The sequence below is a fragment of the Mycobacterium sp. 1165196.3 genome (genome assembly GCF_001673415.1).
GTDB classification, from domain to species: domain Bacteria; phylum Actinomycetota; class Actinomycetes; order Mycobacteriales; family Mycobacteriaceae; genus Mycobacterium; species Mycobacterium europaeum_A.
In genome coordinates this window covers 15,972-39,524 of the sequence record NZ_LZLU01000088.1, presented here as the reverse complement: position 1 = coordinate 39,524, position 23,553 = coordinate 15,972, and the positions used below count along the sequence as shown (strand labels likewise).

Sequence of the window (23,553 nt, the reverse complement as noted above, 5' to 3'; positions counted from 1 at the left end):
GGCGGGACTCGGCTGGACCGGCCGTTCGGGACCCGCTGAACTGCCTGGATGCGGTGGAGCGCGCTGCTGATGTGTGCGGGCCTGGTCACCGCGGTGCCGGCGGTTGCCGCTGCGGATCGCCTGCAGTGGCCGCTGCGCCCGCCGCCGGCCGTCGTTCGGGGATTCGACGCCCCGGCCCAGGACTGGCATCCCGGACACCGGGGCGTGGACCTGGCCGGGGCGGCGGGCCAGCCGGTGTACGCCGCGGGCACCGCGACGGTGGTGTTCGCCGGGTCGCTGGCCGGACGGCCCGTGGTGTCGCTGGCCCACCCGGGCGGGTTGCACACCAGTTACGAGCCGGTCCGGGCGAGTGTGCGGGTCGGTCAGCCGGTGACGGCCGCGACCGTGATCGGTGAGCTGGTCGCCGGGCACCCCGGGTGTCCGGCCTCTCGAGCGGGAGGGGCGTGCCTGCACTGGGGCGCGATGTGGGGCCCGGCCTCGGGCGCGCGCTATGTGGATCCGCTCGGCCTGCTGGAATCCGCGCCGATCCGGCTCAAACCGCTGCAGCCGTGAGGCGGCTCAGGCCCGGGGGTGGGCCTGGTCGTGCACCGCGCGCAGCCGGGACACCGCGACGTGGGTGTAGAGCTGGGTGGTCGCCAGGCTGGAGTGCCCGAGCAGCTCCTGGACCACCCGCAGGTCCGCCCCGCCCTCGAGCAGATGGGTGGCCGCGCTGTGCCGCAGACCGTGCGGCCCGAGGTCCGGCGCGCCGTCCACCGCGGCCACGGTCTGGTGCACCACCGTGCGCGCCTGGCGGACGTCGAGGCGGCGGCCCCGCGTGCCCAGCAGCAGCGCCGGACCCGACTCCGCGTTGGCCAGGGCGGGACGCCCGTCGGCCAGCCACGCGTCGAGCGCCTCGGCGGCGGGCCGGCCGAACGGCGCGCTGCGCTGCTTGTTGCCCTTGCCCAGCACGCGCACCAGGCGATGGTGGGTGTCGACGTCGTCGATGTCCAGGCCACACAGCTCGCTGACCCGGATCCCGGTGGCGTACAACATCTCGACGATCAGCCGGTCCCGCAGTGCCAGCGGATCACCCTGCTGCGCACCGGATTTGGCGGCGGCCAGGGCGTCGGCGGCCTGATCCTGGCGCAGTACCGCGGGCAGGGTGCGGTGCGCCTTGGGGACCTGCAGCCGGGCGGCGGGATCGGCGCTGAGCAGGCCGCGGCGCAGCGCCCACGCGGTGAAGGCCTTGACGGCCGAGGTGCGCCGGGCCAGCGTCGTGCGGGCGACGCCGGCCGCGGCCGCGGCGGACAACCACGAGCGCAGCAGCGGCAGGCTGAGCCCGTCCAGACCCGCGCCGCGGTCGCCGATGAAGGCGAGCAGCGAGCGCAGGTCACCGAGGTAGGCGCGGCGGGTGTGCGCCGAGCGCCCGCACTGCAACTCCAGGTACTCGTCGAACTCGTCGAGGATCGCCTGCACTCCCCCACGGTCGCAGGGCGCAGGTGGGCGCTCTAGTCGACGCGCCGAAGCGTGTCCGGGGTGAGATCTTTGAGCGTGGGATAGCCGTCGACGGCCATGATGAGGTCGGCCTCGGCCAGGATCGAGCGCAGCACGTGCACGATGCCGTCGACTCCCCCGAGCGCCAGGCCATAGGCGTACGGCCGGCCGATGCCCACCGCCGTGGCGCCCAGCGCGAGCGCCTTGACGACGTCGGCGCCGCTGCGGATGCCCGAATCGAACAGCACCGGCAGCCCGTCGGCCGCTTCGACGACCCCCGGCAGGCACGCCAGCGCGGGCAGGCCCCCGTTGGCCTGGCGCCCGCCGTGGGTGGAGCAGTAGATGCCGTCGACGCCGCCGTCCCTGGCGCGCCGGGCGTCGTCGGGGTGACAGATGCCCTTGATGATCAGCGGCAGGTCGGTCAGAGACCGCAACCACCCGAGGTCGTCCCAGGTCAGCGGGTTCCCGAAGGTGGTCACCCACTGCAGGACGGTGCCTTGCGGGTCCTCTTCCGGCGGGCGCTGCAGGGCGGCGCGAAAGACCGGGTCGCTGGTGTAGTTGCTCAGGCAGAGCCCCCGCAGCTGGGGAAAGTTGGCCGTGGTGAGGTCGCGCGGGCGCCATCCCGGAATCCAGGTGTCCAGGGTGACGATGATGCCCTGGTAGCCGGCGGCCTCGGCCCGCTGCACGAGGCTGGCGGCCAGGTCGCGATCCTTCGGCGTGTACAGCTGGAAGAAGCCGGGGGTGTCACCGAACTGCGCGGCGACGTCCTCCATCGGGTCGGTGGTCAGGGTGGAGACCATCATCGGGACGCCGGTGGCCGCGGCCGCGCGTGCGGTGGCCAGGTCGCCGTGGCCGTCCTGGGCGCAGATGCCGATGACGCCGATCGGTGCCATGAACACCGGCGACGGCAGGGTCAGCCCGAACAGCTCCACCGACAGGTCACGCGCGGCGGCGCCGACGAACATTCGTGGTATCAGGCCCCAGCGATCGAAGGCTTCGCGATTGGCCCGCTGCGTGCGTTCGTCGCCGGCGCCGCCGGTGACGTAGCTCCACACCGACGGTGACATGGCCCGTTCGGCGCGGGCCTCCAGCTCCGCGAACGCCATCGGCAGCGCGGGCGCCACCCCGCCCAGGCCCTTGAAGTAGATCTCGTTCTGGTAATCGCCGAATGCCATGCAACAGACAATGCCAGGCGGCCGTCAGGCTGACGAGTTCGCCGACTCCGCCTGCGCCAGCTCTTTCTTCCACTGCCGGAACGTCTCTTCGGTGCGGCCGCGGCGCCAGTAGCCCGAGATCGACGATGCCCACTTGGCGTCCACGCCACGCTCTTTGCGGATGTAGGGCCGCAGATTGTGCATGACGGCCTGGGCCTCGCCGTGGATGAAGACGTGCACCTGTCCCGGCAGCCACGGGGCGCTCTTGACCGCCTCGATCAACGGCGCGTGATCGCCGGCACGGTCCTCGGGCACCAGGTCGGCACGCCCACCGCGGTACACCCAGTGCACCTCGACGCCTTCGGGGGCGCTCAGAGCGATCTCGTCTTCTGGGCCCGCGACCTCGATGAACGCCTTGCCGACGGCGCCGGGGGGCAACGCCTCGAGGGCCGCGGCGATGGCCGGCAGCGCCGATTCGTCGCCGGCCAGCAGGTGCCAGTCGGCGGCCGGGTCCGGGGTGTATGCGCCGCCCGGGCCCATCAGGTAGATCGGCTGGCCGGGCTGGGCCGTCGACGCCCACTGCCCCGCCATGCCATGCTCGCCGTGCACCACGATGTCCAGCGTGATCTGGCGCTTGTCGACGTCGACGCGGCGCACGGTGAGGGTCCGCACCGACGGCTTTTTCTCCGGTGGCAGGTCGGCGAAGCTGTCGAGGGTCAGGGGCTCGGGCAACCCGGCCACGTCGACGTCGTCGGCGACGAACACCAGCTTGACGTAGGAGTCGGTGAACTTGCTCGGCACGAAGGCGTCAAAATCCTTGCTCCCGAGCACTATCCGCACCATGTGCCGTGTGAGTTGTTCGGTACCGACGACTTCGAAGCATTGCAGTGGTCGACCTGCCACTTGTCCTCCTGTTCAAACCCCGACCCCCGCTCGACTATACGAGTCGCGCGGTCGCTGCAGCTTGGCCTGCGGCGACGGTGCCAAATCCGCATTCGAGGGGTGCGGTCAAACCATTACCGAGACAATGGACGAATGAGCGAGGCTGACGATCTGGACATTCCGCCGCGGACGCCGTCGTCGCGACCGCTGTCCGCGGGCATCAAGCCGTTGCTGGTCTTGGCGAAGATCCGCGGGATCATGGACGCCTTCACGCTCTCTGAGCCCGAATTGACCCTCAGCGAGATTCGCGCCCGCACCGGCTATCCGACGTCGACGGTGCAACGGCTGGTGGCCAACCTGGTGGCCGAGGAATTCCTTGATCGGGTTGGCGATCGGTTCCGGATCGGGGCCCGGGTCGCGTACTGGGCGGCTCCGGTCGCCAGCAGCATGGGCCTCCTGGAGGCGGTATCACCGGCGCTGGAGTCGCTGCGCGACGCGAGCGGAGAGACGGCCTGCTTCTTCCGTCGCGAAGGTCCGTTCCGGGTTTGCGTCGCTATCGCCGAGACGCGCCATGGAATCCGCCGCGAGATGCACGTCGGCAAGATCGTGCCGCTACACGTCGGATCGGCGGGACGGGTCCTGATGGCCTGGGACGACGATGCGCTGCGGGAAGTGCTGGAGTCCGGCTTGGCCCGGTTCACCGACGCGACGGTGACCGATCCAGATGTGTTGCGCGCCAACGTCGAAGAAGCACGGCGGATGGGCTTTGCGATCACCAGCGGCGAACGCGATGAGGGCGCCACCGGTGTCGCGGCGCCGGTGTTCGATGCACGCGGTCACGTGTTGGGTGCGCTGATGATCAGCGGACCCAGCTTCCGGTTCTCGCCTGAGCTCGCCGAGCGGTGGGCCGACAACGTCGTCGGCGCGGCCGACCAGGTGACACGCACGCTGGGCGGCCGCCTCCCGTATTGAGTCGGCGTTGCCATTGCGCGACGGGGAGCTAGCCGGCGGCCGGCGGACGCGGGATGACGGTAGGGCGTATCCCGTATCGCGGTCCCCTGCCGGCTCCACCGTCACCCGCCCCGGCGCCGCCGAGTGGCATGCCGCCAAGGATGTTCGCGGGCCGCGCATCCGCGGCCTCCCTGATATTGCTGACCGGCGGCAGGGTCGCCCCGAGGTGCGGCGCCTCCGCCAGCGTGTTCCCCGCCCAGACCGGCGGGACCGACAAACGCCCGACGGAGACCGCGTTGCCCAGCGTTCCGGCGACCGGGGCGCCACCGCCGATCGACGCCAGGCCGGCCACCGGCGGCGGGGGGACGACCGCCGGGGCGGCCGCGTTCGCGGCACCGCCGAGGGCGCCCGTGGCTTTCGCGATCGACACAAAGGTGTTGGCGATGCCCGTGGCGAAGAAGGGCAGGCCCTCGGTGTTGTAGAACGTGGTGGAAAACGGGGCGTAGAAGGTGAAAATATCGCCCAGGTATCCCAGCAGACCCGAGGACAGCGCGTCCTTCACCGGATCCGACGCCGGGGCCGGCGGATCGGCGGCCGGGGTGCCGCTGGCCAGACGTTGCAACGTGGCGGGGATCTTGTTTATCGCGCCGCGCAACGCGTTTTGGGTGCTACCCGCCGACGTGCCGGTTGCGGCGGTGACCGCGCCCGTTTGGCTGGCCGTACCGGCCGGGTTCGTCGTCTGGGGTGGCTGCGCGAACGGCTTCATAGCCGAGATGCTCGCCGATCTGCCCGCGTACGTGTACATCGCGGCCGCATCGGTTGCCCACATCTCGCCGTACTGCGCTTCCAAAGCTGCTATGGCCGCGGTGTTTTGGCCCAGCAGGTTGGTGGACAGCAGCTGCATCAGAGTGACGCGGTTGGCCGCGATCACCGGCGGCGGTACCACCGAAGCGAACGCGGTCTCAAATGCCGTCGCGCTCGCGGCGGCCTGGGTGGCCGCCTGTTCAGCCTGGGCCGCGGTGGTCCTCATCCATTCCACGAACGGGGTGACCGCTTCCGCCATTGCCGTCGAGGCCTGCCCCAACCATTCCTCACCGGTCAATGCGGTCACCGCCCGGTGGTAGGCCATGGCGGCCGAATTCAACTCGGCGGCAAGTGTATTCCAACCGGAAGCCGCCCCCAGCATCGACGTCGCGCCCGCGCCCGCGTACATCAGCCCCGAGTTGACCTCCGGGGGTAACGCGCCAAAGTTGAGCACCAGGAGCCTCTCAGCCGGCTGCGACCGCGTTGGCGGCCTCGGTGGCCGCATACGATCCCGAGCTGAGCTGCAATGTGTTGACGAACATCTCGTGAATCGCCGTCGCCTGCGCACTGACCTGCTGATAGAGCTGTGCATGGGCGACGAACTGCGCGGCGGTCAGTATCGACACCTCGTCTGCCGCCGCGGGAACCACCCCGGTCGTCGGCGCCGCCGCCGCCGCATTCTGAGCCGCCAGCGCGGCGCCGATGGCCCGCAATGCAGCGGCGGCTGCGGCAAGCGCCTCTGGTTGGGTAGTAACGAATGACATGTGGTCTCCTTCCTCAATCAGGTCTCGGCATAACGATTTTCGAGATTTCGGTACCGGGCCGTGGCGTTATCCGGCAGACGGTGGACGAGCGGTGAATCTGGGACGGAATCCGTATTCGCGGGGCGGCAGGCCGCCGCGGTCTCGTCTGCCGCGGCTCGGCACAATTTGGCGCAGCGCTGTTTCGGGTCCGTTCGACGGCCCGCCGATGCCGTCGACTCCAAGGCTTTGCACGATCGATTGCTCCGCCGCTCTGGGTGCCGTCGCCGCCCAGCTCGCCGGAACCGATAGCGGACCGATCTTGGTCGCCGAAGCCAAGTTCGCCGAGACCGTCCCGGCGCCGATGCCGACCGGCGCGACGAGTGCCGGCGCTGCGGATAAGGCGGGTGCGGCCGCGGCGGCGGCGTGCTCGGGCCACAGCACCCCGATCTGCGAGAAAATCAGAGATCCCAGATAGGTCATCGGCCAGAACGTGACGTCCAGCGGACCGAACAGCAGGCCTTTGATCTGATTGGCCAGGCTATTGACCATGTCGGTGAGCGATGTCTGCGTCGCCGACGATTCACCGGTCCCCGCCGCCGTGGCCGCGGCCTGGGCGACCGCGGCCTGCTGTTGGGCCAGTCCGGCTTGCTCGGTGGTCTGGGTCGGCTCGGTGAAGGGGGCCAGTTGCGAGGCGGTCGCCGCGGAGCCGGCGTAGGTGTACATGGCGGCGGCGTCTTGGGCCCACATTTCGGCATATTGGGCCTCGGTCGCCGCGATCGCCGCGGTGTTCTGGCCGAAGAAGTTCGTCGCCACAAGCGACGCCAGCAACGCGCGGTTCGCGGCGATCACGGTCGGCGGGACCGTCATCGCGAAAGCGGCCTCATACGCCGCCGCCGTGGCACTGGCCTGCGTGCCCGCTTCGTCGGCCAAGACCGCGGCGTCGCTCAACCACGCGACGAAGGGGGCGACACCGGCCATCATCAATTGCGATGTCTCGCCCAGCCATTGGGAGGTGGTCAACTCGGCAGTCACCGACGAGTAGCCGGACGCGCTCGACGTCAATTCGGCCGCCAGGCCGTGCCAGGCCGCGGCCGCGGCCACCATCGGCGCCGAGCCCGCGCCGGTATACATTCGTCCCGAGTTGATCTCCGGCGGTAACGCCCCGAAGTCAATCATCGATCCGCCTCACCGGGTCGGTGTCGAGCAGCGAACGCCGGTGTGCGGGTTCGCATTCCGGGTTGATCTCATCGACGCTGCGTCGCGACGTGCGCGGGCCCAAGGCGAGCACCGCGATGATCGCGATGCCCAACGCGACCGCGACGACGGCGAACATCGCGGCGGCGCCGTAGCGGTCGAGAACCGGTATGAGAACGAATGGCGATGCGCCGCTGGACAACCGGGACAATGAATAGGTCCAACCGACCGCGGTGGCGCGCACCGCCGTCGGGAAAATCTCCGCCTGGTACACGTGGTAGACGTTGGAGAAGACATTGCTGGTCGCGGTGGTCAAGAAGCCGAACAGGACAATCAGCAGCACCGACGACTGGGTCGCGAACATCAGACCGAAAGCACCGACCGCCACGATCGAGCCGACCAGCAGGAATTTGCGTTCGAACCTCGCCATCAGCGGGATAGCCATCACCGATCCGACCGGATACCCGATGAACGACAGCGCGCTGAACAGCATCGACGAGGTGATGGGGTAGCCGCGATGCACCAGCACCAGCGCGGACAGGGTGCCGAACCCGTAATAGCCGAAGGTCTGGAACAGGTGGAATAGCACCAGCATCACCAGTCGGCGGTTGTACGGCGCATTCCGCAAGAGCGTCATGGCGGACCGACGAGGGCCGGGCCGTACTAGCACACCGTGTGGGCTATCCGAATTGCTCTGCACGCCAGTCATATTCGATCCAGCGGTGAACTTGGCCAACGCTTGCTGCGCCTCGTCGAAACGTCCCGCGTCGGCAAGCCAGCGGGGGGACTCGGGCAGCCATCGGTTGAGCGCGTAGACGATCGCGGCGCCCGCCGCGCCGATGGCCAGCAGCCAACGCCAACCCGCGACACCGAGCGGCGAGTGCCCGGTCAGCCAAACCGACAAAAACCCGGCGAACGGTACGGCGAGGTAAGAGCACGTGTAAGCGGCGGCGGCCAGCCGGCCGCGGCGCGCCTTCGGCAGCACATCGGCAAGATAGGAGTCGGCAACCGGATACACCGCGCCGACGCCCACGCCGGCCAGGAACCGGGTGACCACCAGCACCGCCGGAGACGGGGCGAAAGCACCGGCCAGTGAGAACGCCGAAAACCAGCCCAGCCCAAGCAGAAACGCTTTGCGGCGTCCGATCCGGTCAGCCAGTCGCCCGAAAAACGCTGCGCCAAGAAACATTCCGACGAAGGCCGAGGCCAGCACCAGCTTGAGCACCGTGCCGCGCACGCCGAATTCGTGCCGCAGGGCGGTACTCATGGTGCTGGACAGGAAGATCTCGTACATCTCGAAGAACAGGCCCAGGCCCACAACGACGATGACCCTGCGATGTGCCCGCCCTACCGGCATGTCGTCCAATAGCTCGCCGATGGTGCTCCGGCTCGTCGCCATGACTCGTGACGTCGTCATTCCCCAGCTCTCTCGTCCCACAACGTGGTTTCTCGCTTCCGATGTGATCAGCAATACACCCGGCCGACTGTAGTGGATTGAGTCACAGTAGGGAAGACTCAGGAAGCCATAATGTAGGTTCTGATGCACGATGTGGTTAGAGAGGTGTCGAATATGGACAGATTCAATGGCGGACCACTGGACGGCGTGCGCGTCCTTGAGCTCGGCAATTACATCGCCGCACCGACCGCCGGGCGGCTCTTGGCCGATTTCGGCGCGGAAGTGATCAAGATTGAACGACCCGAGACTGGAGACGAGCTGCGTAGCTGGCGGCTCTACTCGGGCACGACCTCGATGTTGTTTCGGACCATCAACCGCAACAAGAAGTCTGTGGTGTTGGACCTCAAGACCGAGCACGGGCAGGCTGCGGTGCGCGAACTCGCCCGCTCCTGCGACATCGTGCTCGAAAACTTCCGGCCGGGGACCTTGGAGAAGTGGGGTATCGGGCCGGCCGAACTGAGTGCGCAGAACCGGGAGCTGATCATCGTGCGCCTCTCGGCCTACGGCCAGACCGGACCACGGCGCCGGCAACCGGGATTCGCCGCGGTCGCCGAGGCGATGGCGGGCCTTCGCGCCCTCACCGGCGAACCGGATCGCCCGCCATCACGCGTCGGCGTATCCATCGGTGACTCGATCGCGGGTCTTTATGCCGCATTCGGCGCATTGGTGGCGATGCAGCAACTCCGAAAGGACCGGATCGCCGGACGATCCACGTCCCTGGCCGACCGCACCGTGGACGTCGCGTTGACCGAAGCGATCTTTTCGGTGATGGAATCGTTGCTCCCCGAATACGACGCGTATCACGTCACCCGTGCCCGGTGTGGCGGGCGCTTGGAAGGTGTAGCGCCCTCGAACGCCTACCTGTGCCGCGACGGGCGATGGGTGGTCATCGCCGGCAACGGTGACGCGATCTTCCGGCGGTTGATGCGGTTGATCGGCCGGCCCGACCTGGCCGGCGCTGCGCGGCTGAGCAACAACGCGCAGCGCTGGGAGGCGCGCGACGAACTCGACGACGTGATCGGCCGGTGGACGGCTCAACTGCCCGCCGATCACGTGCTGGCCGCGCTGGAGTCCTCCGATGTTCCCGCCGGTCCGATCAACACCGCTCCCGACATCGCCGCCGACGAACAGTTTCTGGCGCGCGGCATGATCCAGCGAATGCCCGTGTCCACCGGCACCGAGATCCTGCCCGACGTCGCATTCCCGGGCATCGTGCCGCGCATCGGCGACTGCCCGCGCGAAATACAAAGCCTCGGACCGGATCTGGGTGAACACACCGAGGAGATCCTGGGCGCTGCGGACACCGAGCTGCACTTCGACGGCCTCGACACGCCGGAGGTGATCAGATGAACCCCTCAGTCCAACTGCGTGACGTCACCCTGCGCGATGGCCTGCAGCTCACCGGCAAGCCCCTCGACACGGAGCGAAAAGTCGAGTTGGCACGGCTGCTCTTGGCCTCGGGTATCGACGCAATCGAGATCGGCGCGATGGCGCGACCCGACTTGGTGCCGCCCATGGCCAACACCCTCGACGTCATCGCGGCGCTGACTGCCGAGGAGCTGCGACGGTGCTGGGTGTGGACGGCTACTCCGCGGGGCATCGCCCGCGCAATCGAGGCGGGCGCACGCAATTTCCAGTACTGCGTGTCGGTCAGCGACGAACACAACCTGGCCAATGTCGGACGCACCACCGCTGACAGCATGGCCGCCCTTCCGGAGGCCGTCGACCTCGTCACGGCCGTCGGTGGCCAGCTGCAGCTGACCCTGGCCACCGCGTTCACCTGTCCGTACAGCGGTGCCGTCGATCCGCAGCGCGTCCTCGACCTGATCACCGACGACCGCGCGGTGGCCGTCGCGAGTGTGGTGCTGTGTGACACGCTCGGCCAAGCCACCCCCGACGACGTGCATCAGCTCGTCGCGGTCGTCGGCGACGTTGCGCCGTATCACGAGATCGTCTTCCATGGGCACGACACGTGGGGCATGGGAGTCGCCAACACCCTGGCAGCTATTCGCGGGGGCGCCACCATGGTCGACGGAGCGCTCGGCGGATTGGGCGGTTGTCCTTTCGCGCCGGGGGCAAGCGGCAACACCTCCACCGAGGACCTGCTGTTTGCGCTGCAACCCCGATACCTGACTCCGGCGGTATTCGCCGACATCGTGATCGCCGCTGGGCGGCTTCTGGCGCAGCTCGGCGAGCCGAACCGTTCGAAAGCCGCCCAGGGTGCGCGGTCCACCGCGAGCGCGTTCGAATGGTCGATCAGCCAGGAGCTTTCTGCCTGATCCGGCCGGCCCGGACGATTCGCCACCTCCCCTCCTGCCGCTGCACCAGCCCGGCCAGCTCGAGCATCGCCAGCGGTCCCAGCGCCAGCTCAGGCACCATGCCCGAGGCGACCGCGATCTCGTCGACGGTGACGGCGCCGCGGCCCGGCAGCGCCTCGTAGACCCGGCGTTCGGCGTCGCTGAGGCCGTCGAGCGGCGTCGCGGGGTGCGAATCCTGCGCCGCCAGTTCGCCGATATGGCCGATGAGCTCGATGACGTGGTCGGCCCGGGTCACCAGCTCGGCGCCGTTGCGCAACAGCGCATGGCAGCCCGCCGACGCCGAGGACGTCACGGGTCCGGGCACCGCGGCCACCACCCGCCCCAGCGCCCGCGCCCAGGCCGCGGTGTTGGCCGCGCCGCTGCGCAGGCCGGCTTCCACCACCACGGCGGCCCCGGCCACGGCGGCCACCAGCCGATTGCGGGTCAGGAATCGGTGGCGGGCGGGGCGGATACCTGGCGCGTATTCGCTGAACAGCAGCCCGTGCTGGGCGATCCGGTGCAGCAGCGCGGTGTGACCGCTCGGGTAGGGGACGTCGAGCCCGCCGGCCAGGACCGCGACGGTGATGCCGTCGCAGTCCAGCGCGGCGCGGTGCGCCGCGCCGTCGATGCCGTACGCGCCTCCCGAGACGATCGCGACGTCGCGCTGCGCCAACCCGGCCGCCAGTTCGCCGGCGACGTGCTCGCCGTACGCGGTGGACGCGCGCGTCCCGACCACGGCGGCCGCCCGGTGCGCGACCTCATCGAGCCGGACGGGTCCCAGCGCCCACAACACCATCGGCGGCACCGTCGGCGCACCGCCACCCGGGCGCGGTGCGGCACCGTGGAACGCGGCAAACGCCAGCAGCGGCCATTCGTCGTCGTCAGGGGTGATCAACCGGCCGCCGCGCCGGGCGAGTAGCTCGAGATCGGCTGCACTGCAGTCGATTTCTCGCCTGGCCTGGGTGCGGCGAGCCAAGTCGTCGTCGACCAGGCCACGGCGGACCCGTTCGGCCGCCTCGACCGGGCCGACGCCCCGCACCAGCGCGGCGAGTTCGGCGCAGGGCGGCTCGGCCACCCGGGCCAGATACGCCCAGGCGCGCAGCGCGGGGTCGTCGAGCGCCGTCGTCATCGCCGCGCCCCCCGGGCCAAGAACGCGCCAAGAATCCTTTGAGCCCCGCGCGCGAGTGTGGTGTCATCAGCCGCCCGCCGCACGCCGGCCCGCAACGAACGGAACGACCCATGATCCTCGACCTGCCGATGGTGTACAGCGTGTCCGAGCGCCCAAAGAACCCCTGGGCCGTCGCGGCGTTCGTGCTCAGCCTGGTCAGCTGGATCGGTTTTCCCATTCCCGTGATCAGCATCGGCCTGGCCTGCCTCGGGCTGCGCGAGATGGAACACCGGGGCGAAAGTGGCCGTGCCATGGCCCAATTCGCCCGTGCGTTCGCGATTCTGGTGAGTGTCGCGATAGCGGTGCGGGGTGGGCACACCGATTGGCTGAGCATGGCGCGCTGGTAGCGCGCCCGGGCGCTGCCTCGCCGCGCTCATCGCTGCGCCCCGGGTTGACGGAAGCTCAGTGCGGCGGCGACTTCGTCGGTCCCGGGCGACGTGCGGCCCGCCAGGTCGGCCAGGCTCCACGCGACCCGCAACGTGCGGTCGAGGCCACGGATGCTGAGCAGCCCGCGGTCCAGCGCGCGTTGCAGCGGCTCCATGGCCGCGTGGCTGGGACGGAACTTCCGGCGCAGCAGCGTCCCGCTGACTTCACCGTTGGTGCGAAACCCGTGCGGTAGCCAGCGCTGCGCGGCGGCCGCGCGGGCCTGCGCGACCCGGCGGCGAACCTGCGCGGTCGATTCGGCGTCCCCACCCGCGAACGCCCCGGCCTTCACCTGATGCATCTGCACGCGCAGGTCCACCCGATCCAGCAGCGGTCCCGAGAGCTTGCCCAGGTAGCGGCGCTTGGCCGCCGCCGCGCAGATGCAGTCCTGCGGGTCGGCCGGCGCGCACGGGCACAGGTTGGCGGCCAGCACCAGCTGGAACCGGGCGGGATAACACGCCACGCCGTCGCGGCGGGCCAGGCGAATCTCGCCGTCCTCCAACGGTGTTCGCAGGGCCTCCAGCGCGCTGACCCGGATCTCGGCGCACTCGTCGAGGAACAGCACCCCGCGATGTGCGCGGCTGACCGCGCCCGGGCGCGCCATCCCGGACCCACCGCCGACCAGCGCGGCGACGCTGGAACTGTGATGGGGCGCCACGAACGGCGGCCTGGTGATCAACGGGGTGTCGCCCGACAACAGCCCGGCCACCGAGTGAATCGCGGTCACTTCCAGGGACTCGTCGTCCGTCAGCGGCGGCAGCAGCCCCGGAAGGCGTTGCGCGAGCATCGTTTTGCCGACGCCGGGCGGGCCGGTGAGCATCAGGTGGTGCGCCCCGGCGGCGGCCACCTCTACCGCGAACCGCGCCTGGGTCTGCCCGACCACGTCGACCAGGTCCGCGGCGGGCTCGCCGTCCGTGGGTTTGACGTCGATCCGGCCGTCGAGGGCGCCGGTGCCGCTGAGCCACTTGTGTAGCTGCTTCAAGGTCCGCGCGCCCCACACGTCGATGCCGTCGACCAGGCTGGCCTCGGCGAGGTTGTCCACGGGAACCACCACGGCCGGCCAGCCGTCGCGCTTGGCGGCCAGCACCGCGGGCAGCACGCCGCGCACCGGCCGGACCCGGCCGTCCAGGGACAGCTCGCCGAGCAGCACCGTCTTCTCCAGCCGATCCCAGGGGTTTTTGCGCTGCGCCGAGAGCACCGCGGCAGCCAGGGCGATGTCGTAGACCGACCCCATCTTGGGCAGGGTCGCCGGCGACAGCGCCAGGGTGAGCCGCGCCTGGGGCCAGGAGTTGCCACAGTTGGTGACGGCGGCCCGGACGCGGTCGCGAGACTCCTGCAGGGCGGCGTCGGGCAGGCCGACTAGGTGCACGCCCGGCAGCCCGGAGGTGATGTCGGCTTCGATCTCCACGGTCTGCCCGTCCACGCCGTGCACCGCGACGGAGAACGCGCGTCCCAACGCCATCAGCCAATCCCTTGCAGGTGGGTGATCTCGGGGGTGCGGCGGCGCCCGACCCGCACCCCGATCACGTCGATGCGGATCGCGGCCCAGCGCTGGTGCTGGCCGGCCAGCCACAGCCCGGCCAGCCTGCGCAACCGCCGCACCTTGCGCGGGGTGACGGCGTGCGCCAGCCCGCCATAACCGTCGCCGGTGCGGGTCTTCACCTCGACGAACACCACCGTCGAGGTGGCGTCGTCGCGGGCGATGATGTCGAGTTCGCCGTAGCGGCAGCGCCAATTGCGCTGCAGGATGCGCAATCCCATCCGGGTCAGGCGATCCACGGCGAGCGCCTCACCCATCGCCCCCAGCTGGATCCGGGTCATGGTCGTTTCGGTTGTCATGCGGGCCACGGTGCCCAGTGACCCCGACGGGACGGGCCGTCGACGCCACCCGAGGCCGCCCGCGGCCCCCGGTTATCCCCAGTGCGGCGTCCATCCACAGCCGGCGCAGAAACGCTAGCGGCGATCGCAAGCGCGGCGTAGCCGGGCGCCGCGGGTCGCCGCCATCGACCTAGCGGCGATCGCAAGCGCGGCGTAGCCGGGCGCCGCGGGTCGCCGCCATCGACCTAGGTGATCCGATCCACCCTGGTGTAGATGTTCATCGAGTCCTCCCGCAGGAACGCCACCAGCGTGATGCCGGACTCCTCGGCCAGCGAGACCGCCAGCGACGACGGCGCGGACACGGCCGCCAGCACCGGAATCCCGGCCATCACGGCCTTCTGCGTCAACTCGAACGACGCCCGCCCGCTGACCAGCAACACGGTGGACTGCAGCGGCAATCGCCGGTGCTCGGTCGCCCAGCCGACCACCTTGTCGACCGCGTTGTGCCTGCCGACGTCCTCGCGCACCACCAGCATCGCGCCGTCCGCGCCGAACAACGCCGCAGCGTGCAGGCCCCCGGTGCTGTCGAAAACCTTTTGCGCGGAACGCAATTGACCGGGCATCGCCTCGAGGGTGGCTGCGGCCACGGTCGCGCGATCGGTGCCGGGCGAGAACCGGCTGAGCAGCCGCACCGCGTCGAGTGAGGCCTTGCCGCACACGCCGCACGACGAGGTGGTGTAGAAGTTGCGGGTGACGTCGAGAACGGGCTTCGGCACGCCGGGGATCAGGGTCACGTCCAGCACGTTGTACGTGTTCGCGCCGTCGTCGTCGCGCCCGGCGCAGTAGCGGATGCTGTGCACGTCGTCGCGGCCCGCGATGACGCCCTCGGTGAGCAGAAAGCCTTGGGCGAGTTCGAAATCCGATCCCGGGGTGCGCATCGTCACGGTGACCGCCGCGCCGTCGACCCGAATCTCCAACGGCTCCTCGACGACCAGGGTTTCCGGTCGGGTGATCGCTTCACCGGCGGACAGATGCGTCACCCGCCGGCGCGACGTGACGTGACCCACTAGGCGATTTCACCGCCGGCGGCGACGTCGCGAGACGCGGCGAAACGCTCAAGTCCCATCGGATCAAACTACCTTGGCCGGCGGGCGGGCGCCGAGCAGAACAACGCTCTCACACCCCCGAGGCCAGCGCTTCCAGCGTCTCGGCCGACGAGTGCAGCGGGCGCCAGCCCAGCTGGGTCTTGGCCTTGGTGGTGTCCATGACCATCGACGTCCGCGCGGTGTGCAGCCATTCCAGCATGGACGGCACCCGCGGCACCCGTGAGATCGCCGCCGAGGCCGCCGTGGCGGCGACGGCGGGAACCCGCACCGGCCGGCCACCCAGCGCCCTGGCCACATCGGCCACGGTCACGACCCCGTCACCGGCGATGTTGTACACCCCCGGCGGCGCCGGGGCGGTGGCCGCCAGGGCGATCGCCGTCGCGACGTCATCGTGGTGGACCAGCTGCAGGGGGTAACCGGGATCGGGCACCACGGGCTTGAGCACCGGGACGGCCTTGACCACCGCACGCACCGGGCCGGGCAGCTGGTTCCACGGCATGGCGTCGGCCAGCGCGGTGGCCTTCGGGCCCGCGACGATGCACGGCCGCAGAACGAACACCTCGAGCGGCGAATCCTTGGTGATGTCGGCCAGCAGCGCCTCGCAGGCCGCCTTCTGCTCGGAGTAGTAGTGCTCGGCGGACCCGCGGGGGGCGACGTCCTCGGTCAGCGGGACGGGATTGTCGGAGTGGTAGCCGTACGCCGCCACCGACGAGGTGTACACCAGGCGGCGCGGCCGCTCGGCGGCCACCGTCGCCCCGAACAGATTGCGGGTGCCCTGCAGGTTCACCCGGGCGCTCTCGTCGCGCGACCCCATGATGATGAAGGCCAGGTGGATCACCACGTCGGCCCGCGCGACCAGGGCGTCGACGGCCTCACGGTCCAGGATGTCGCCCTGCTGGTAGGTGGTTTTCAGCCAGCCGCGCGACGACGGGTCGAACGGCCGGCGGGCCATCCCGATGATCGCGTCGACGGCGGGCTCGCGTTCCAGCGCCGTCACCGCGGAGATACCGATCTCCCCGGTTGGTCCGGTCACCGCGACGGTCACTCCCATTCAGAACGTCCTTCCCTCCTGCGGCCAGCCGAAACCTCGCGCACGTGGTAGAACCATCTTTCCAATGTCTCGCGATTCGTGAGTGTTTGGACGTGCCTTCCGCGCATCGTCAGCGGGTTTGGCGGTCATCGGTGACCAGCAAGATCCCCGAGATCGGCGCATCAGGACGAAACGGCGTGTAAGGCTGGTACCGGCGGCGGATAATCTACGGCGATCGAACGCGGATAACACCGCCGACACCGCAGGAACGAGGCATGACATGGCGGACCAATCGATGACTGGCGCGGACGCACCCGCGACGGGCGGAGAGAAGGCCGACCCGGCGACGGTTTTCGCCGCCCTCGCAGAAATCATTTATCAGGGCTCCGACGCCAATCAGATGTATGCGGCCATCTGCATCGCCGCCACTCTGACGGTCCGTGGCTGCGACCACGCCAGCCTGTTGGTGCGCGAGAACGACAAATACATCACCGTGGGTGCCAGCGACCGGCTCGCCAAACAGATCGACGACATCGAAAGGCGGGCCGGCGACGGCCCCTGCATCGATGCCATCGAAGAGGAGACGCCGCAGATCGACACCGACCTGACGACCCCGTCGCTGTGGCCGCGACTGGCGAAAATCCTGGTCGCGGAGACCCCGGTGCGCGGCGCGATGGGGTTCCGCCTCCTGATCGACAAACGCAAGGGGGCGGCGCTGAACCTGTTCAGCGACACCCCGAACATGTTCGACTCCGAGTCCGCCGGGCGGGCCGCGGTGCTGGCCGCGTTCGCCAGTGTCGCCATCAACGCGGTCGCCAAGGGCGAGGACTCCGCCAGCCTGCGCCGGGGGCTGCTCAGCAACCGCGAGATCGGCAAGGCCGTCGGCATGTTGATGATGCTGCACGACATGGACGAGGACGCGGCGTTCGATCTGCTGCGGCGCCACTCCCAGGCGCTCAACATCAAGCTGGCCGACGTCGCGCGTGAGGTCATCGAGGCGCGGGGCCAGCTGCCCACGCCCGGCGAGCTTCCGGCCAGTACCTGACGGCGGCTATTCGGGCAGCCGGAGCTCGGGTTTTTCGACCTCTTCGATGTTGACGTCTTTGAAGGTGACCACCCGCACCTGCTTGACGAACCGCGCCGGCCGGTACATGTCCCACACCCAGGCGTCGGACAGGCGCAGCTCGAAGTAGACCTCGCCGTCGGCGTTGCGCGGCGTCATCTCCACGCTGTTGGCCAGGTAGAAGCGCCGTTCGGTCTCCACGACGTAGCTGAACTGGCCGACGATGTCCTTGTATTCGCGGTACAGCGAGAGCTCCATCTCGGTTTCATACTTTTCGAGATCTTCTGCACTCATCTGCTCAGACGTCCTTCTCCGAAGACAGTTTTCCCGGACCTCCCGGCGCTAGCCGCCGATCGCCGGGGTGGGAATCCTATTCCCATCTTTCCTCACCGAGATCCGTCGCGCTGCAGCGGTGGGTCCGGTTTGCACTCGGCCACCACCCGGCCGCCCGCGCCGTTGGCCACGCGCCGCACGTTGATGAACGAATAACGATGCTCGGGGCACGGGCCCAGCCGCGCCAGCGCCGTGCTGTGCGCCGGCGTGCTGTAGCCCTTGTGCAGGGCGAAGCCATAACCGGGATGGTCGGCCTCCATGGCCACCATCAACCGGTCCCGGCTGACCTTCGCCAGCACGCTGGCCGCCGCGATACACGCCGCGACGGCGTCGCCGCCGATGACCGGCAGCGACGGCACGGCCAGGCCGGGCACCCGGAAGCCGTCGCTCAGCACGTAGCCGGGCCGCACGGACAGCCCGGCGACGGCACGGCGCATCCCCTCGATGTTGGCGACGTGCACGCCGCGCCGGTCCACCTCCGCGGGCGGGATGAACACCACGTGGTAGGCCAGCGCATAGCGGCGAATCAACGGGAACAGCTTTTCCCGGGCGGCCTCGGTGAGCTTCTTCGAATCATCAAGGGCGGCAAGGCTTTCCATTCGCCCCGGCCCGAGCACGCAGGCCGCCACCACCAGCGGTCCGGCGCAGGCGCCGCGACCGACCTCGTCGACGCCGGCCACCGGGCCCAACCCGCTGCGGTACAGCGCCGATTCCAGGGTGCGTAACCCCGACGACTTACGGATCACCGTCCGCGGCGGCCACGTCGTGGCCATGGTTACTTACTCTGCTGCGGGTTCACCGATCCGACGCCACCCCACCGGGACGGCGGCCACACGATGAACCTGGCTTTCCCGATCACGTTCGACACCGGCACGGTTCCCGAGGTGGGGTCGCCGGTGCACAACACCCCCTTGAGGGCTTCGGCCGGCACGCTGGTGCAGTGGGCGCGCGAGTCCGCCGAGTGCGTCCGGTTGTCGCCCATCACCCACAGCCGTCCCGCCGGGACGGCGACCGGCCCGAACTCGCTGCCCAGGCACGGGTAGACCGACGGGTCGGCCGCCATGGTGTTGCGGTCCAGGTACGGCTCCTTGAGCGGCTTGCCGTCAACCGTCAGCCCGGTGTCGGCCCGGCATTGCACCGTCTGCCCGCCGACCGCGATGACGCGCTTGACCAGGTCGTTTTCGTCCGGCGGCACGAAACCGACGAAGGACAGGGCGTTCTGCACCCAGCGCAGCACGGTGTTGTTGGACCGGATCGACTTGTATCCGAGGTTCCACGGCGGCGGGCCCTTGAAGACGATCACGTCGCCGGGGCGCGGCGCGCTGAAGCGGTAGCTGACCTTGTCGACCATGATCCGGTCACCGACGCAGCCCGTGCACCCGTGCAGCGTGGGCTCCATGGATTCCGACGGGATCAGGTAGGGCCGCGCCACGAAGGTCAACATGACGTAGTAGAGGACCACGGCGATCACCGCCAGGATCGCGAATTCGCGCAACGTCGAACGCTTGGGGTCCGCCGGATCGGCCGCCTCGGGTGTTTCCGTCACCGGCGCCGGTTCGGGGATCGACTCGGCGGTCGTCGCGGCGTCGTCCGGCCGCATCTGAAGGTTGCGGGTGGAGACCTTCGGATCTGACTCGCCGGCGTGGGGCTCGGGCTTCGATGAATCCGCGGTATCGGTCACGAGATCAGCGTAGCCAGCCCACGTTGTGGCCCGGTAAACCGGCAAGCGATCCGCACCGGAGGGCCGAAGGACGAATCATCAGCGCCGCCAAGGCGTCCCGGCTCAGCGCTTCTCCTTGATCTTGGCCTTCTTGCCGCGCAGTTCACGCAGGTAGTACAGCTTCGCGCGGCGGACGTCACCGCGGGTCACCACCTGGATGTGGTCGATGTTGGGCGAGTGCACCGGGAAGGTGCGCTCGACGCCGACGCCATAGCTCTCCTTGCGGACGGTGAAGGTCTCACGGATGCCACCGCCCTGGCGGCGGATCACCACGCCCTTGAACACCTGGATGCGCTCCTTGGCGCCCTCGATGACCTTCACGTGCACGTTGATGGTGTCGCCCGGGCCGAAAACCGGGATATCGTCGCGCAGCGACGCCTGATCGACGAAGTCCAGCCGGTTCATGCGAGACACTTCCTTGCGGTCGCGGCCGGCGGCAGCTACCCACACGCTGGTGTGGGGCGGTCGCCAAGCCGATGGTTTCGGGCTTTCTGGCGTATCTCGCAGCAGGCGGGAAACGGCTCAACCGGCCTGCAACCGCTGGAGACAACTGGTCAATTGTGCCAGACGGGGCGCGTGCCGCGAAAATCACAGCAAGTCGGCGGTTCGTGACGCGCCAAACGCGCTGGTAAATGGTACATATGACTGGGGTCAGAACGCGCTACCCGCACGCAAGCGTGATGGCCGGTGCAGGTGGCGCGACGGGTCCCGCCCTTGCACTGTGTCGCAGTCACGCCGGAGGAGACGAATGCGGGTACGTCCGCTGACGCTGGTCACCGCCACCGCGGCGGTGACGTTGGTGGTTGCCGCCGGCTCCCAGGCGCTCGTCCAGGCGAAGGTGTACACCCTGCCGGTCGCCGCGCCCGTTCGGGTCATCTCCGCGCCCCCCATCTCAGCTCCCCCATCGGGTCCCCCGCAGTCCGCCACCGTGCGGCTGGAGGCGGCCGCCCCGTCCCAGCCGCCGCAGGCGCTGGCGAACCCCGGATTCTCCCAGCTGCAGGCCCGCATCCAGCAGGCCGCCGACGAGGCCGCCGGCAGCGGCGCCGCCCTGTCGGTGGCCATCCTCGACCGCACCACCCACCAGCTGATCGCCAACGGCAACAGCCAGATCATCGGCACCGCGTCGGTGGCGAAGCTGTTCATCGCCGACGATCTGCTGCTGCACGAATCCGAGGGCAAGACGCCGCTGAGCGCCGACGACCGCCAGGCGCTCGACATCATGCTGCAGTCCTCCGACGACGGCGCGGCCGAGAGGTTCTGGGGTCAGGGCGGCGGGGCCGCCATCATCACCGAGGTGGCCGCCCGCTACGGCCTGGCCTCCACCACCCCGCCCAGCGACGGGCGCTGGTGGAACACCATGAGCTCGGTGACGGATCTGATCCGCTACTACGAGATGCTGCTGGACGGCTCGGGCGGGCTGCCGGCCGACGACGCCAAAATCATCGTCAACGACCTGGCCCAGTCCACCCCCACCGGGCTGGACGGCTACCCGCAGCGATTCGGCATCCCGGACGGCCTGTACGCCGAGCCGGTCGCGGTCAAGCAGGGCTGGATGTGCTGCATCGGCAGCGACTGGATGCATTTGTCGACCGGCGTGATCGGGGCCGACCGCCGCTACATCATGGTGGTCCAGTCCCTGCAGCCCGCCGACGACGCCACCGCCCGCGACACCATCACCCGGGCGGTCAAGACGATATTCCCCGAGGGCCGCATCGAGGCGCCCCGGCACGGGCTTTAACGAGCCGAGTCGCCGTCGGGCTCTGACAATTCGGGCTCCGACAATTCGGGCGCTGACAATTCGGGCTCTAGCAGTTCCGGCCGGCGTTCGCGGGTGCGTTGCAGCGAGATCTCGCGGCGCCAGGCGGCGACCCGCGCGTGGTCACCCGACAGCAGCACCTCGGGGACGTCCAGCCCGCGCCAGCTCGGTGGCCGCGTGTAGCTGGGTCCCTCCAGACGCCGGTCCAGTGCCGGCGAGTGCGAATCCTCGCGGTGCGACGCGGGATTGCCAAGGACCCCGTCGAGCAGGCGCAGCACGGCCTCGATCATCACCACGGCCGCCGACTCGCCGCCGGGCAGCACGTAGTCGCCGATCGAGACCTCTTCGACCCGCATGCGCCGCGCGGCGTCGTCGATGACCCGCTGGTCGATGCCCTCGTAGCGTCCGCAGGCGAACACCAGGTGGGTCTCGGCGCTGAAGCGCGCGGCCGTCGCCTGCGTGAACAGGCGGCCGGCCGGGGTGGGAACAACCAAAAGTGTTTCCTCCGAGGCGATTTCGTCGAGCGCCTCGCCCCACACCGGCGCCTTCATCACCATGCCCGGGCCGCCGCCGTAGGGCGCGTCGTCGACCGAGCGGTGCACGTCATACGTCCAGCGCCGCAGGTCATGAACCCGCAGATCGACCAGGCCGGACCGGATCGCCTTGCCCGGCAACGATTGCCGCAGCGGATCCAGATAGGCCGGAAAGATCGTGACGACGTCGATTCTCATATCGAGGGCCTACAGGTCCAGCAGGCCTTCGGGCGGATCGATCTCGACGGTGCCGTCGTCGAGGGACACCGCGGTGACGATCGCGGACACGAACGGCACCAACACTTCCCGCTCCTGGTCGCCGGACTCGCGCCGCACTGCGAGCAGTTCACCGGCCGCGGTGTGCAACACCTCGGCGACGACGCCCACCTGCTCGCCGGCGGTGGTATGCACGCGCAGGCCTTCGAGCTGATGGTCGTAGTAGGTGTCCGCCTCGTCGATGTCGGGCAGGTCCTCGGAGTCGACCACGAACAGGGTGCCGCGCAGCGCGTCGGCGGCGTCGCGGTCGGTGACCCCGGCCAGCCGCACCAGCAGCCGCCCGCCGTGCTCGCGCGCACTCTCGATGACACAGCTGCGCTCCGTACCCCCGCGAGAGGGCTTGGCGCGCAACGTGTTACCCGGCGAGAACCGGGCGGCGGGATCGTCGGTGCGGATTTCCACCACCAGCTCGCCGCTGATGCCGTGGGCTTTCACCACGCGCCCGACGGTCAACTCCAAGGGAGTTCCATGAGCCGCGCCCCGCTACTGGTCGGTGTCCACCACGTCGACGCGGATGCCGCGACCGCCGATCCCGGCGACCAGCGTGCGCAATGCGGTCGCGGTGCGACCCCCGCGGCCGATCACCTTGCCCAGATCGTCGGGATGGACGTGCACCTCGACCGTCCGTCCCCGGCGGCTGGTCACCATGTCCACCCGGACGTCGTCGGGGTTGTCGACAATCCCGCGAACCAGGTGCTCAACAGCGTCAACGACAACCGTACTCATCGCCCCGATCAGCTTTCGGTGGTCGACTCGGCCTGCTCGCCGCCCTCGGCGGGCGCCTCGGCCTGCGCGGCGGTCTCCGCCGGGGCCTCGGCCGCGGCCTGCGGCTCGGCGGCGTCGGCAGACTCCTCTGTGCCCTTCGCCGCCTTCTTGGCGGGGGCCTTCTTCTTCGGCTTCGCGGCCTCGGTGGTCGGGCCGCCGTCGGCCTCGGCCAGGGCGGCGTTGAACAGTTCGAGCTTGCTGGGCTTGGCCGGGGCGACCTTCAGGCGGCCCTCGGCGCCGGGCAGGCCCTTGAACTTCTGCCAGTCGCCGGTGATCTTCAGCAGCTTGAGCACGGGCTCGGTGGGCTGGGCGCCCACGGACAGCCAGTACTGGGCGCGCTCGGAGTTGATCTCGATGAGGCTCGGGTCTTCCTTGGGGTGGTAGCGGCCGATGACCTCGATGGAGCGGCCGTCGCGCCGGGTGCGGGCGTCGGCGACGGCGATGCGGTACTGGGGATTGCGGATCTTGCCAAGCCGGGTGAGCTTGATCTTCACAGCCATGGTTAAGCGATTCTCCTGTGTGTGTCACGCTGCAATTCGGCGATCGGGGCCCGATGCCCGGATCCGGTTTTGCCTCGCGTGTAGTGACCGGCCGGGCCCCGAAAAGAA

General features: G+C 69.5%; 25 protein-coding genes and 2 pseudogenes. 7 read left to right on the top strand and 20 right to left on the bottom strand.

What is annotated here, in order from left to right:
• Positions 1-87: 87 nt before the first annotated feature.
• Positions 88-543: pseudogene (locus A5659_RS09200) on the top strand (M23 family metallopeptidase); the annotation flags it as partial.
• Positions 544-558: 15 nt separating this feature from the next.
• Here A5659_RS09200 and A5659_RS09195 read toward each other — a convergent pair.
• From A5659_RS09195 to A5659_RS09185, 3 genes are read right to left on the bottom strand one after another with little or no spacing between them, the layout of a single operon-like run.
• Positions 559-1,455 carry a tyrosine recombinase XerC gene (locus A5659_RS09195; protein WP_067180532.1) on the bottom strand — a complete coding sequence of 299 codons (897 nt, stop codon included), beginning with the start codon at positions 1,453-1,455 and terminating at the stop codon, positions 559-561.
• A 32-nt stretch (positions 1,456-1,487) separates the two neighbouring features.
• Positions 1,488-2,648, bottom strand: a complete 1,161-nt coding sequence (locus tag A5659_RS09190) for a lactate 2-monooxygenase (RefSeq protein ID WP_066870204.1) — start codon at positions 2,646-2,648, stop codon at positions 1,488-1,490.
• A gap of 24 nt (positions 2,649-2,672) precedes the next feature.
• Positions 2,673-3,530 (bottom strand): siderophore-interacting protein, encoded by an 858-nt coding sequence (locus A5659_RS09185; protein ID WP_066878133.1) that lies wholly within the window; start codon positions 3,528-3,530, stop codon positions 2,673-2,675.
• 132 nt (positions 3,531-3,662) lie between these two features.
• On the opposite strand from A5659_RS09185, the gene A5659_RS09180 reads away from it, so the two are divergent.
• Positions 3,663-4,481: an IclR family transcriptional regulator gene (locus tag A5659_RS09180; protein ID WP_067020031.1), complete on the top strand. Its 819-nt coding sequence runs from the start codon at positions 3,663-3,665 to the stop codon at positions 4,479-4,481.
• Positions 4,482-4,509: 28 nt separating this feature from the next.
• Here the strand turns inward: A5659_RS09180 and A5659_RS09175 are convergent, their stop codons facing one another.
• From A5659_RS09175 to A5659_RS09160, 4 genes are all read right to left on the bottom strand, one after another.
• Entirely contained in the window at positions 4,510-5,769 is a 1,260-nt protein-coding gene (locus A5659_RS09175; RefSeq protein ID WP_067180530.1) for a PPE family protein, read from the bottom strand.
• Complete coding sequence (locus A5659_RS09170; RefSeq protein WP_067180527.1) at positions 5,729-6,028, bottom strand: PE family protein; 300 nt, start codon at positions 6,026-6,028, stop codon at positions 5,729-5,731. Before A5659_RS09170 ends, A5659_RS09175 begins: the two co-directional genes overlap by 41 nt.
• Positions 6,029-6,094: 66 nt before the next feature.
• On the bottom strand, positions 6,095-7,183 hold the full coding sequence (locus A5659_RS09165; RefSeq protein WP_067180524.1) for a PPE family protein: 1,089 nt from the start codon (positions 7,181-7,183) through the stop codon (positions 6,095-6,097).
• Positions 7,176-8,618: an MFS transporter gene (locus A5659_RS09160; RefSeq protein ID WP_197497955.1), complete on the bottom strand. Its 1,443-nt coding sequence runs from the start codon at positions 8,616-8,618 to the stop codon at positions 7,176-7,178. The genes A5659_RS09165 and A5659_RS09160 overlap by 8 nt, the downstream gene beginning before the upstream one ends.
• A gap of 153 nt (positions 8,619-8,771) precedes the next feature.
• Between A5659_RS09160 and A5659_RS09155 the strand changes: the two genes are divergently transcribed.
• Together A5659_RS09155 and A5659_RS09150 are read left to right on the top strand one after the other, a co-directional pair.
• Positions 8,772-10,007, top strand: coding sequence for a CaiB/BaiF CoA-transferase family protein (locus tag A5659_RS09155; RefSeq protein WP_067180520.1), 1,236 nt, complete (start codon positions 8,772-8,774; stop codon positions 10,005-10,007).
• Positions 10,004-10,936 (top strand): hydroxymethylglutaryl-CoA lyase, encoded by a 933-nt coding sequence (locus tag A5659_RS09150; RefSeq protein ID WP_067144525.1) that lies wholly within the window; start codon positions 10,004-10,006, stop codon positions 10,934-10,936. Before A5659_RS09155 ends, A5659_RS09150 begins: the two co-directional genes overlap by 4 nt.
• Here the strand turns inward: A5659_RS09150 and dprA are convergent.
• Entirely contained in the window at positions 10,914-12,083 is a 1,170-nt protein-coding gene (dprA, locus tag A5659_RS09145) for a DNA-processing protein DprA (RefSeq protein WP_067180518.1), read from the bottom strand. The genes A5659_RS09150 and dprA overlap by 23 nt on opposite strands.
• Before the next feature lie 110 nt (positions 12,084-12,193).
• Here dprA and A5659_RS09140 point away from each other — a divergent pair, with 110 nt between their 5' ends.
• Complete coding sequence (locus A5659_RS09140; protein WP_066878128.1) at positions 12,194-12,469, top strand: DUF4190 domain-containing protein; 276 nt, start codon at positions 12,194-12,196, stop codon at positions 12,467-12,469.
• 26 nt (positions 12,470-12,495) lie between these two features.
• Here A5659_RS09140 and A5659_RS09135 read toward each other — a convergent pair whose 3' ends face one another.
• From A5659_RS09135 to A5659_RS09120, 4 genes are all read right to left on the bottom strand, one after another.
• Positions 12,496-14,007, bottom strand: coding sequence for a YifB family Mg chelatase-like AAA ATPase (locus A5659_RS09135; protein WP_067144527.1), 1,512 nt, complete (start codon positions 14,005-14,007; stop codon positions 12,496-12,498).
• Positions 14,007-14,384 carry a YraN family protein gene (locus A5659_RS09130; RefSeq protein WP_067180541.1) on the bottom strand — a complete coding sequence of 126 codons (378 nt, stop codon included), beginning with the start codon at positions 14,382-14,384 and terminating at the stop codon, positions 14,007-14,009. The genes A5659_RS09135 and A5659_RS09130 overlap by 1 nt, the downstream gene beginning before the upstream one ends.
• A 224-nt stretch (positions 14,385-14,608) precedes the next feature.
• Positions 14,609-15,430 carry a formate dehydrogenase accessory sulfurtransferase FdhD gene (gene fdhD / locus A5659_RS09125; protein WP_067180515.1) on the bottom strand — a complete coding sequence of 274 codons (822 nt, stop codon included), beginning with the start codon at positions 15,428-15,430 and terminating at the stop codon, positions 14,609-14,611.
• Positions 15,431-15,539: 109 nt separating this feature from the next.
• Complete coding sequence (locus A5659_RS09120; RefSeq protein WP_067180512.1) at positions 15,540-16,520, bottom strand: NAD-dependent epimerase/dehydratase family protein; 981 nt, start codon at positions 16,518-16,520, stop codon at positions 15,540-15,542.
• Between the two features lie 259 nt (positions 16,521-16,779).
• Here A5659_RS09120 and A5659_RS09115 point away from each other — a divergent pair, with 259 nt between their 5' ends.
• Complete coding sequence (locus A5659_RS09115; RefSeq protein ID WP_067180509.1) at positions 16,780-17,544, top strand: GAF and ANTAR domain-containing protein; 765 nt, start codon at positions 16,780-16,782, stop codon at positions 17,542-17,544.
• 6 nt (positions 17,545-17,550) lie between these two features.
• On the opposite strand, the gene A5659_RS09110 is transcribed toward A5659_RS09115, so the two are convergent.
• From A5659_RS09110 to rplS, 4 genes and pseudogenes are all read right to left on the bottom strand, one after another.
• On the bottom strand, positions 17,551-17,856 hold the full coding sequence (locus A5659_RS09110; RefSeq protein WP_003875077.1) for a DUF2469 domain-containing protein: 306 nt from the start codon (positions 17,854-17,856) through the stop codon (positions 17,551-17,553).
• 76 nt (positions 17,857-17,932) lie between these two features.
• A pseudogene (locus tag A5659_RS09105) lies at positions 17,933-18,668 on the bottom strand (ribonuclease HII).
• A gap of 2 nt (positions 18,669-18,670) precedes the next feature.
• Positions 18,671-19,576 carry a signal peptidase I gene (gene lepB, locus A5659_RS09100; RefSeq protein ID WP_066870178.1) on the bottom strand — a complete coding sequence of 302 codons (906 nt, stop codon included), beginning with the start codon at positions 19,574-19,576 and terminating at the stop codon, positions 18,671-18,673.
• 102 nt (positions 19,577-19,678) lie between these two features.
• Complete coding sequence (gene rplS, locus A5659_RS09095; protein WP_064877853.1) at positions 19,679-20,020, bottom strand: 50S ribosomal protein L19; 342 nt, start codon at positions 20,018-20,020, stop codon at positions 19,679-19,681.
• A gap of 343 nt (positions 20,021-20,363) precedes the next feature.
• Here rplS and A5659_RS09090 point away from each other — a divergent pair, with 343 nt between their 5' ends.
• Entirely contained in the window at positions 20,364-21,353 is a 990-nt protein-coding gene (locus A5659_RS09090) for a hypothetical protein (RefSeq protein WP_067180502.1), read from the top strand.
• On the opposite strand, the gene trmD is transcribed toward A5659_RS09090, so the two are convergent.
• Genes trmD through rpsP form a run of 4 tightly spaced genes read right to left on the bottom strand, consistent with a single transcriptional unit; the run spans position 21,350 to position 23,445 of the window.
• Positions 21,350-22,102: a tRNA (guanosine(37)-N1)-methyltransferase TrmD gene (gene trmD / locus A5659_RS09085; protein WP_066870174.1), complete on the bottom strand. Its 753-nt coding sequence runs from the start codon at positions 22,100-22,102 to the stop codon at positions 21,350-21,352. The genes A5659_RS09090 and trmD overlap by 4 nt on opposite strands.
• A gap of 9 nt (positions 22,103-22,111) precedes the next feature.
• A complete protein-coding gene (gene rimM / locus A5659_RS09080) occupies positions 22,112-22,639 on the bottom strand; it encodes a ribosome maturation factor RimM (RefSeq protein WP_066870169.1) in 528 nt (175 codons plus the stop codon).
• 24 nt (positions 22,640-22,663) lie between these two features.
• Positions 22,664-22,906, bottom strand: coding sequence for an RNA-binding protein (locus tag A5659_RS09075; RefSeq protein WP_003878715.1), 243 nt, complete (start codon positions 22,904-22,906; stop codon positions 22,664-22,666).
• Between the two features lie 8 nt (positions 22,907-22,914).
• The gene (rpsP, locus tag A5659_RS09070) at positions 22,915-23,445 is read right to left on the bottom strand and encodes a 30S ribosomal protein S16 (RefSeq protein WP_067019620.1); all 531 of its coding nucleotides are present in this window, start codon (positions 23,443-23,445) and stop codon (positions 22,915-22,917) included.
• Positions 23,446-23,553 lie beyond the last annotated feature (108 nt).

What these genes read in the sequence shown, in the direction of transcription:
- A5659_RS09135 (WP_067144527.1), bottom strand. Translation starts at nt 14,007, where the DNA reads ATGGCGTTGGGACGCGCGTTCTCCGTCGCGGTGCACGGCGTGGACGGG.
- A5659_RS09140 (WP_066878128.1), top strand. Translation starts at nt 12,194, where the DNA reads ATGATCCTCGACCTGCCGATGGTGTACAGCGTGTCCGAGCGCCCAAAG.
- A5659_RS09160 (WP_197497955.1), bottom strand. Translation starts at nt 8,618, where the DNA reads ATGACGACGTCACGAGTCATGGCGACGAGCCGGAGCACCATCGGCGAG.
- A5659_RS09155 (WP_067180520.1), top strand. Translation starts at nt 8,772, where the DNA reads ATGGACAGATTCAATGGCGGACCACTGGACGGCGTGCGCGTCCTTGAG.
- A5659_RS09190 (WP_066870204.1), bottom strand. Translation starts at nt 2,648, where the DNA reads ATGGCATTCGGCGATTACCAGAACGAGATCTACTTCAAGGGCCTGGGC.
- A5659_RS09180 (WP_067020031.1), top strand. Translation starts at nt 3,663, where the DNA reads ATGAGCGAGGCTGACGATCTGGACATTCCGCCGCGGACGCCGTCGTCG.
- dprA (WP_067180518.1), bottom strand. Translation starts at nt 12,083, where the DNA reads ATGACGACGGCGCTCGACGACCCCGCGCTGCGCGCCTGGGCGTATCTG.
- rpsP (WP_067019620.1), bottom strand. Translation starts at nt 23,445, where the DNA reads ATGGCTGTGAAGATCAAGCTCACCCGGCTTGGCAAGATCCGCAATCCC.
- A5659_RS09090 (WP_067180502.1), top strand. Translation starts at nt 20,364, where the DNA reads ATGCGGGTACGTCCGCTGACGCTGGTCACCGCCACCGCGGCGGTGACG.
- A5659_RS09170 (WP_067180527.1), bottom strand. Translation starts at nt 6,028, where the DNA reads ATGTCATTCGTTACTACCCAACCAGAGGCGCTTGCCGCAGCCGCCGCT.
- A5659_RS09130 (WP_067180541.1), bottom strand. Translation starts at nt 14,384, where the DNA reads ATGACAACCGAAACGACCATGACCCGGATCCAGCTGGGGGCGATGGGT.
- A5659_RS09075 (WP_003878715.1), bottom strand. Translation starts at nt 22,906, where the DNA reads ATGAGTACGGTTGTCGTTGACGCTGTTGAGCACCTGGTTCGCGGGATT.
- A5659_RS09175 (WP_067180530.1), bottom strand. Translation starts at nt 5,769, where the DNA reads ATGCGGCCACCGAGGCCGCCAACGCGGTCGCAGCCGGCTGAGAGGCTC.
- A5659_RS09120 (WP_067180512.1), bottom strand. Translation starts at nt 16,520, where the DNA reads ATGGGAGTGACCGTCGCGGTGACCGGACCAACCGGGGAGATCGGTATC.
- rplS (WP_064877853.1), bottom strand. Translation starts at nt 20,020, where the DNA reads ATGAACCGGCTGGACTTCGTCGATCAGGCGTCGCTGCGCGACGATATC.
- A5659_RS09115 (WP_067180509.1), top strand. Translation starts at nt 16,780, where the DNA reads ATGGCGGACCAATCGATGACTGGCGCGGACGCACCCGCGACGGGCGGA.
- A5659_RS09150 (WP_067144525.1), top strand. Translation starts at nt 10,004, where the DNA reads ATGAACCCCTCAGTCCAACTGCGTGACGTCACCCTGCGCGATGGCCTG.
- A5659_RS09110 (WP_003875077.1), bottom strand. Translation starts at nt 17,856, where the DNA reads ATGAGTGCAGAAGATCTCGAAAAGTATGAAACCGAGATGGAGCTCTCG.
- A5659_RS09165 (WP_067180524.1), bottom strand. Translation starts at nt 7,183, where the DNA reads ATGATTGACTTCGGGGCGTTACCGCCGGAGATCAACTCGGGACGAATG.
- trmD (WP_066870174.1), bottom strand. Translation starts at nt 22,102, where the DNA reads ATGAGAATCGACGTCGTCACGATCTTTCCGGCCTATCTGGATCCGCTG.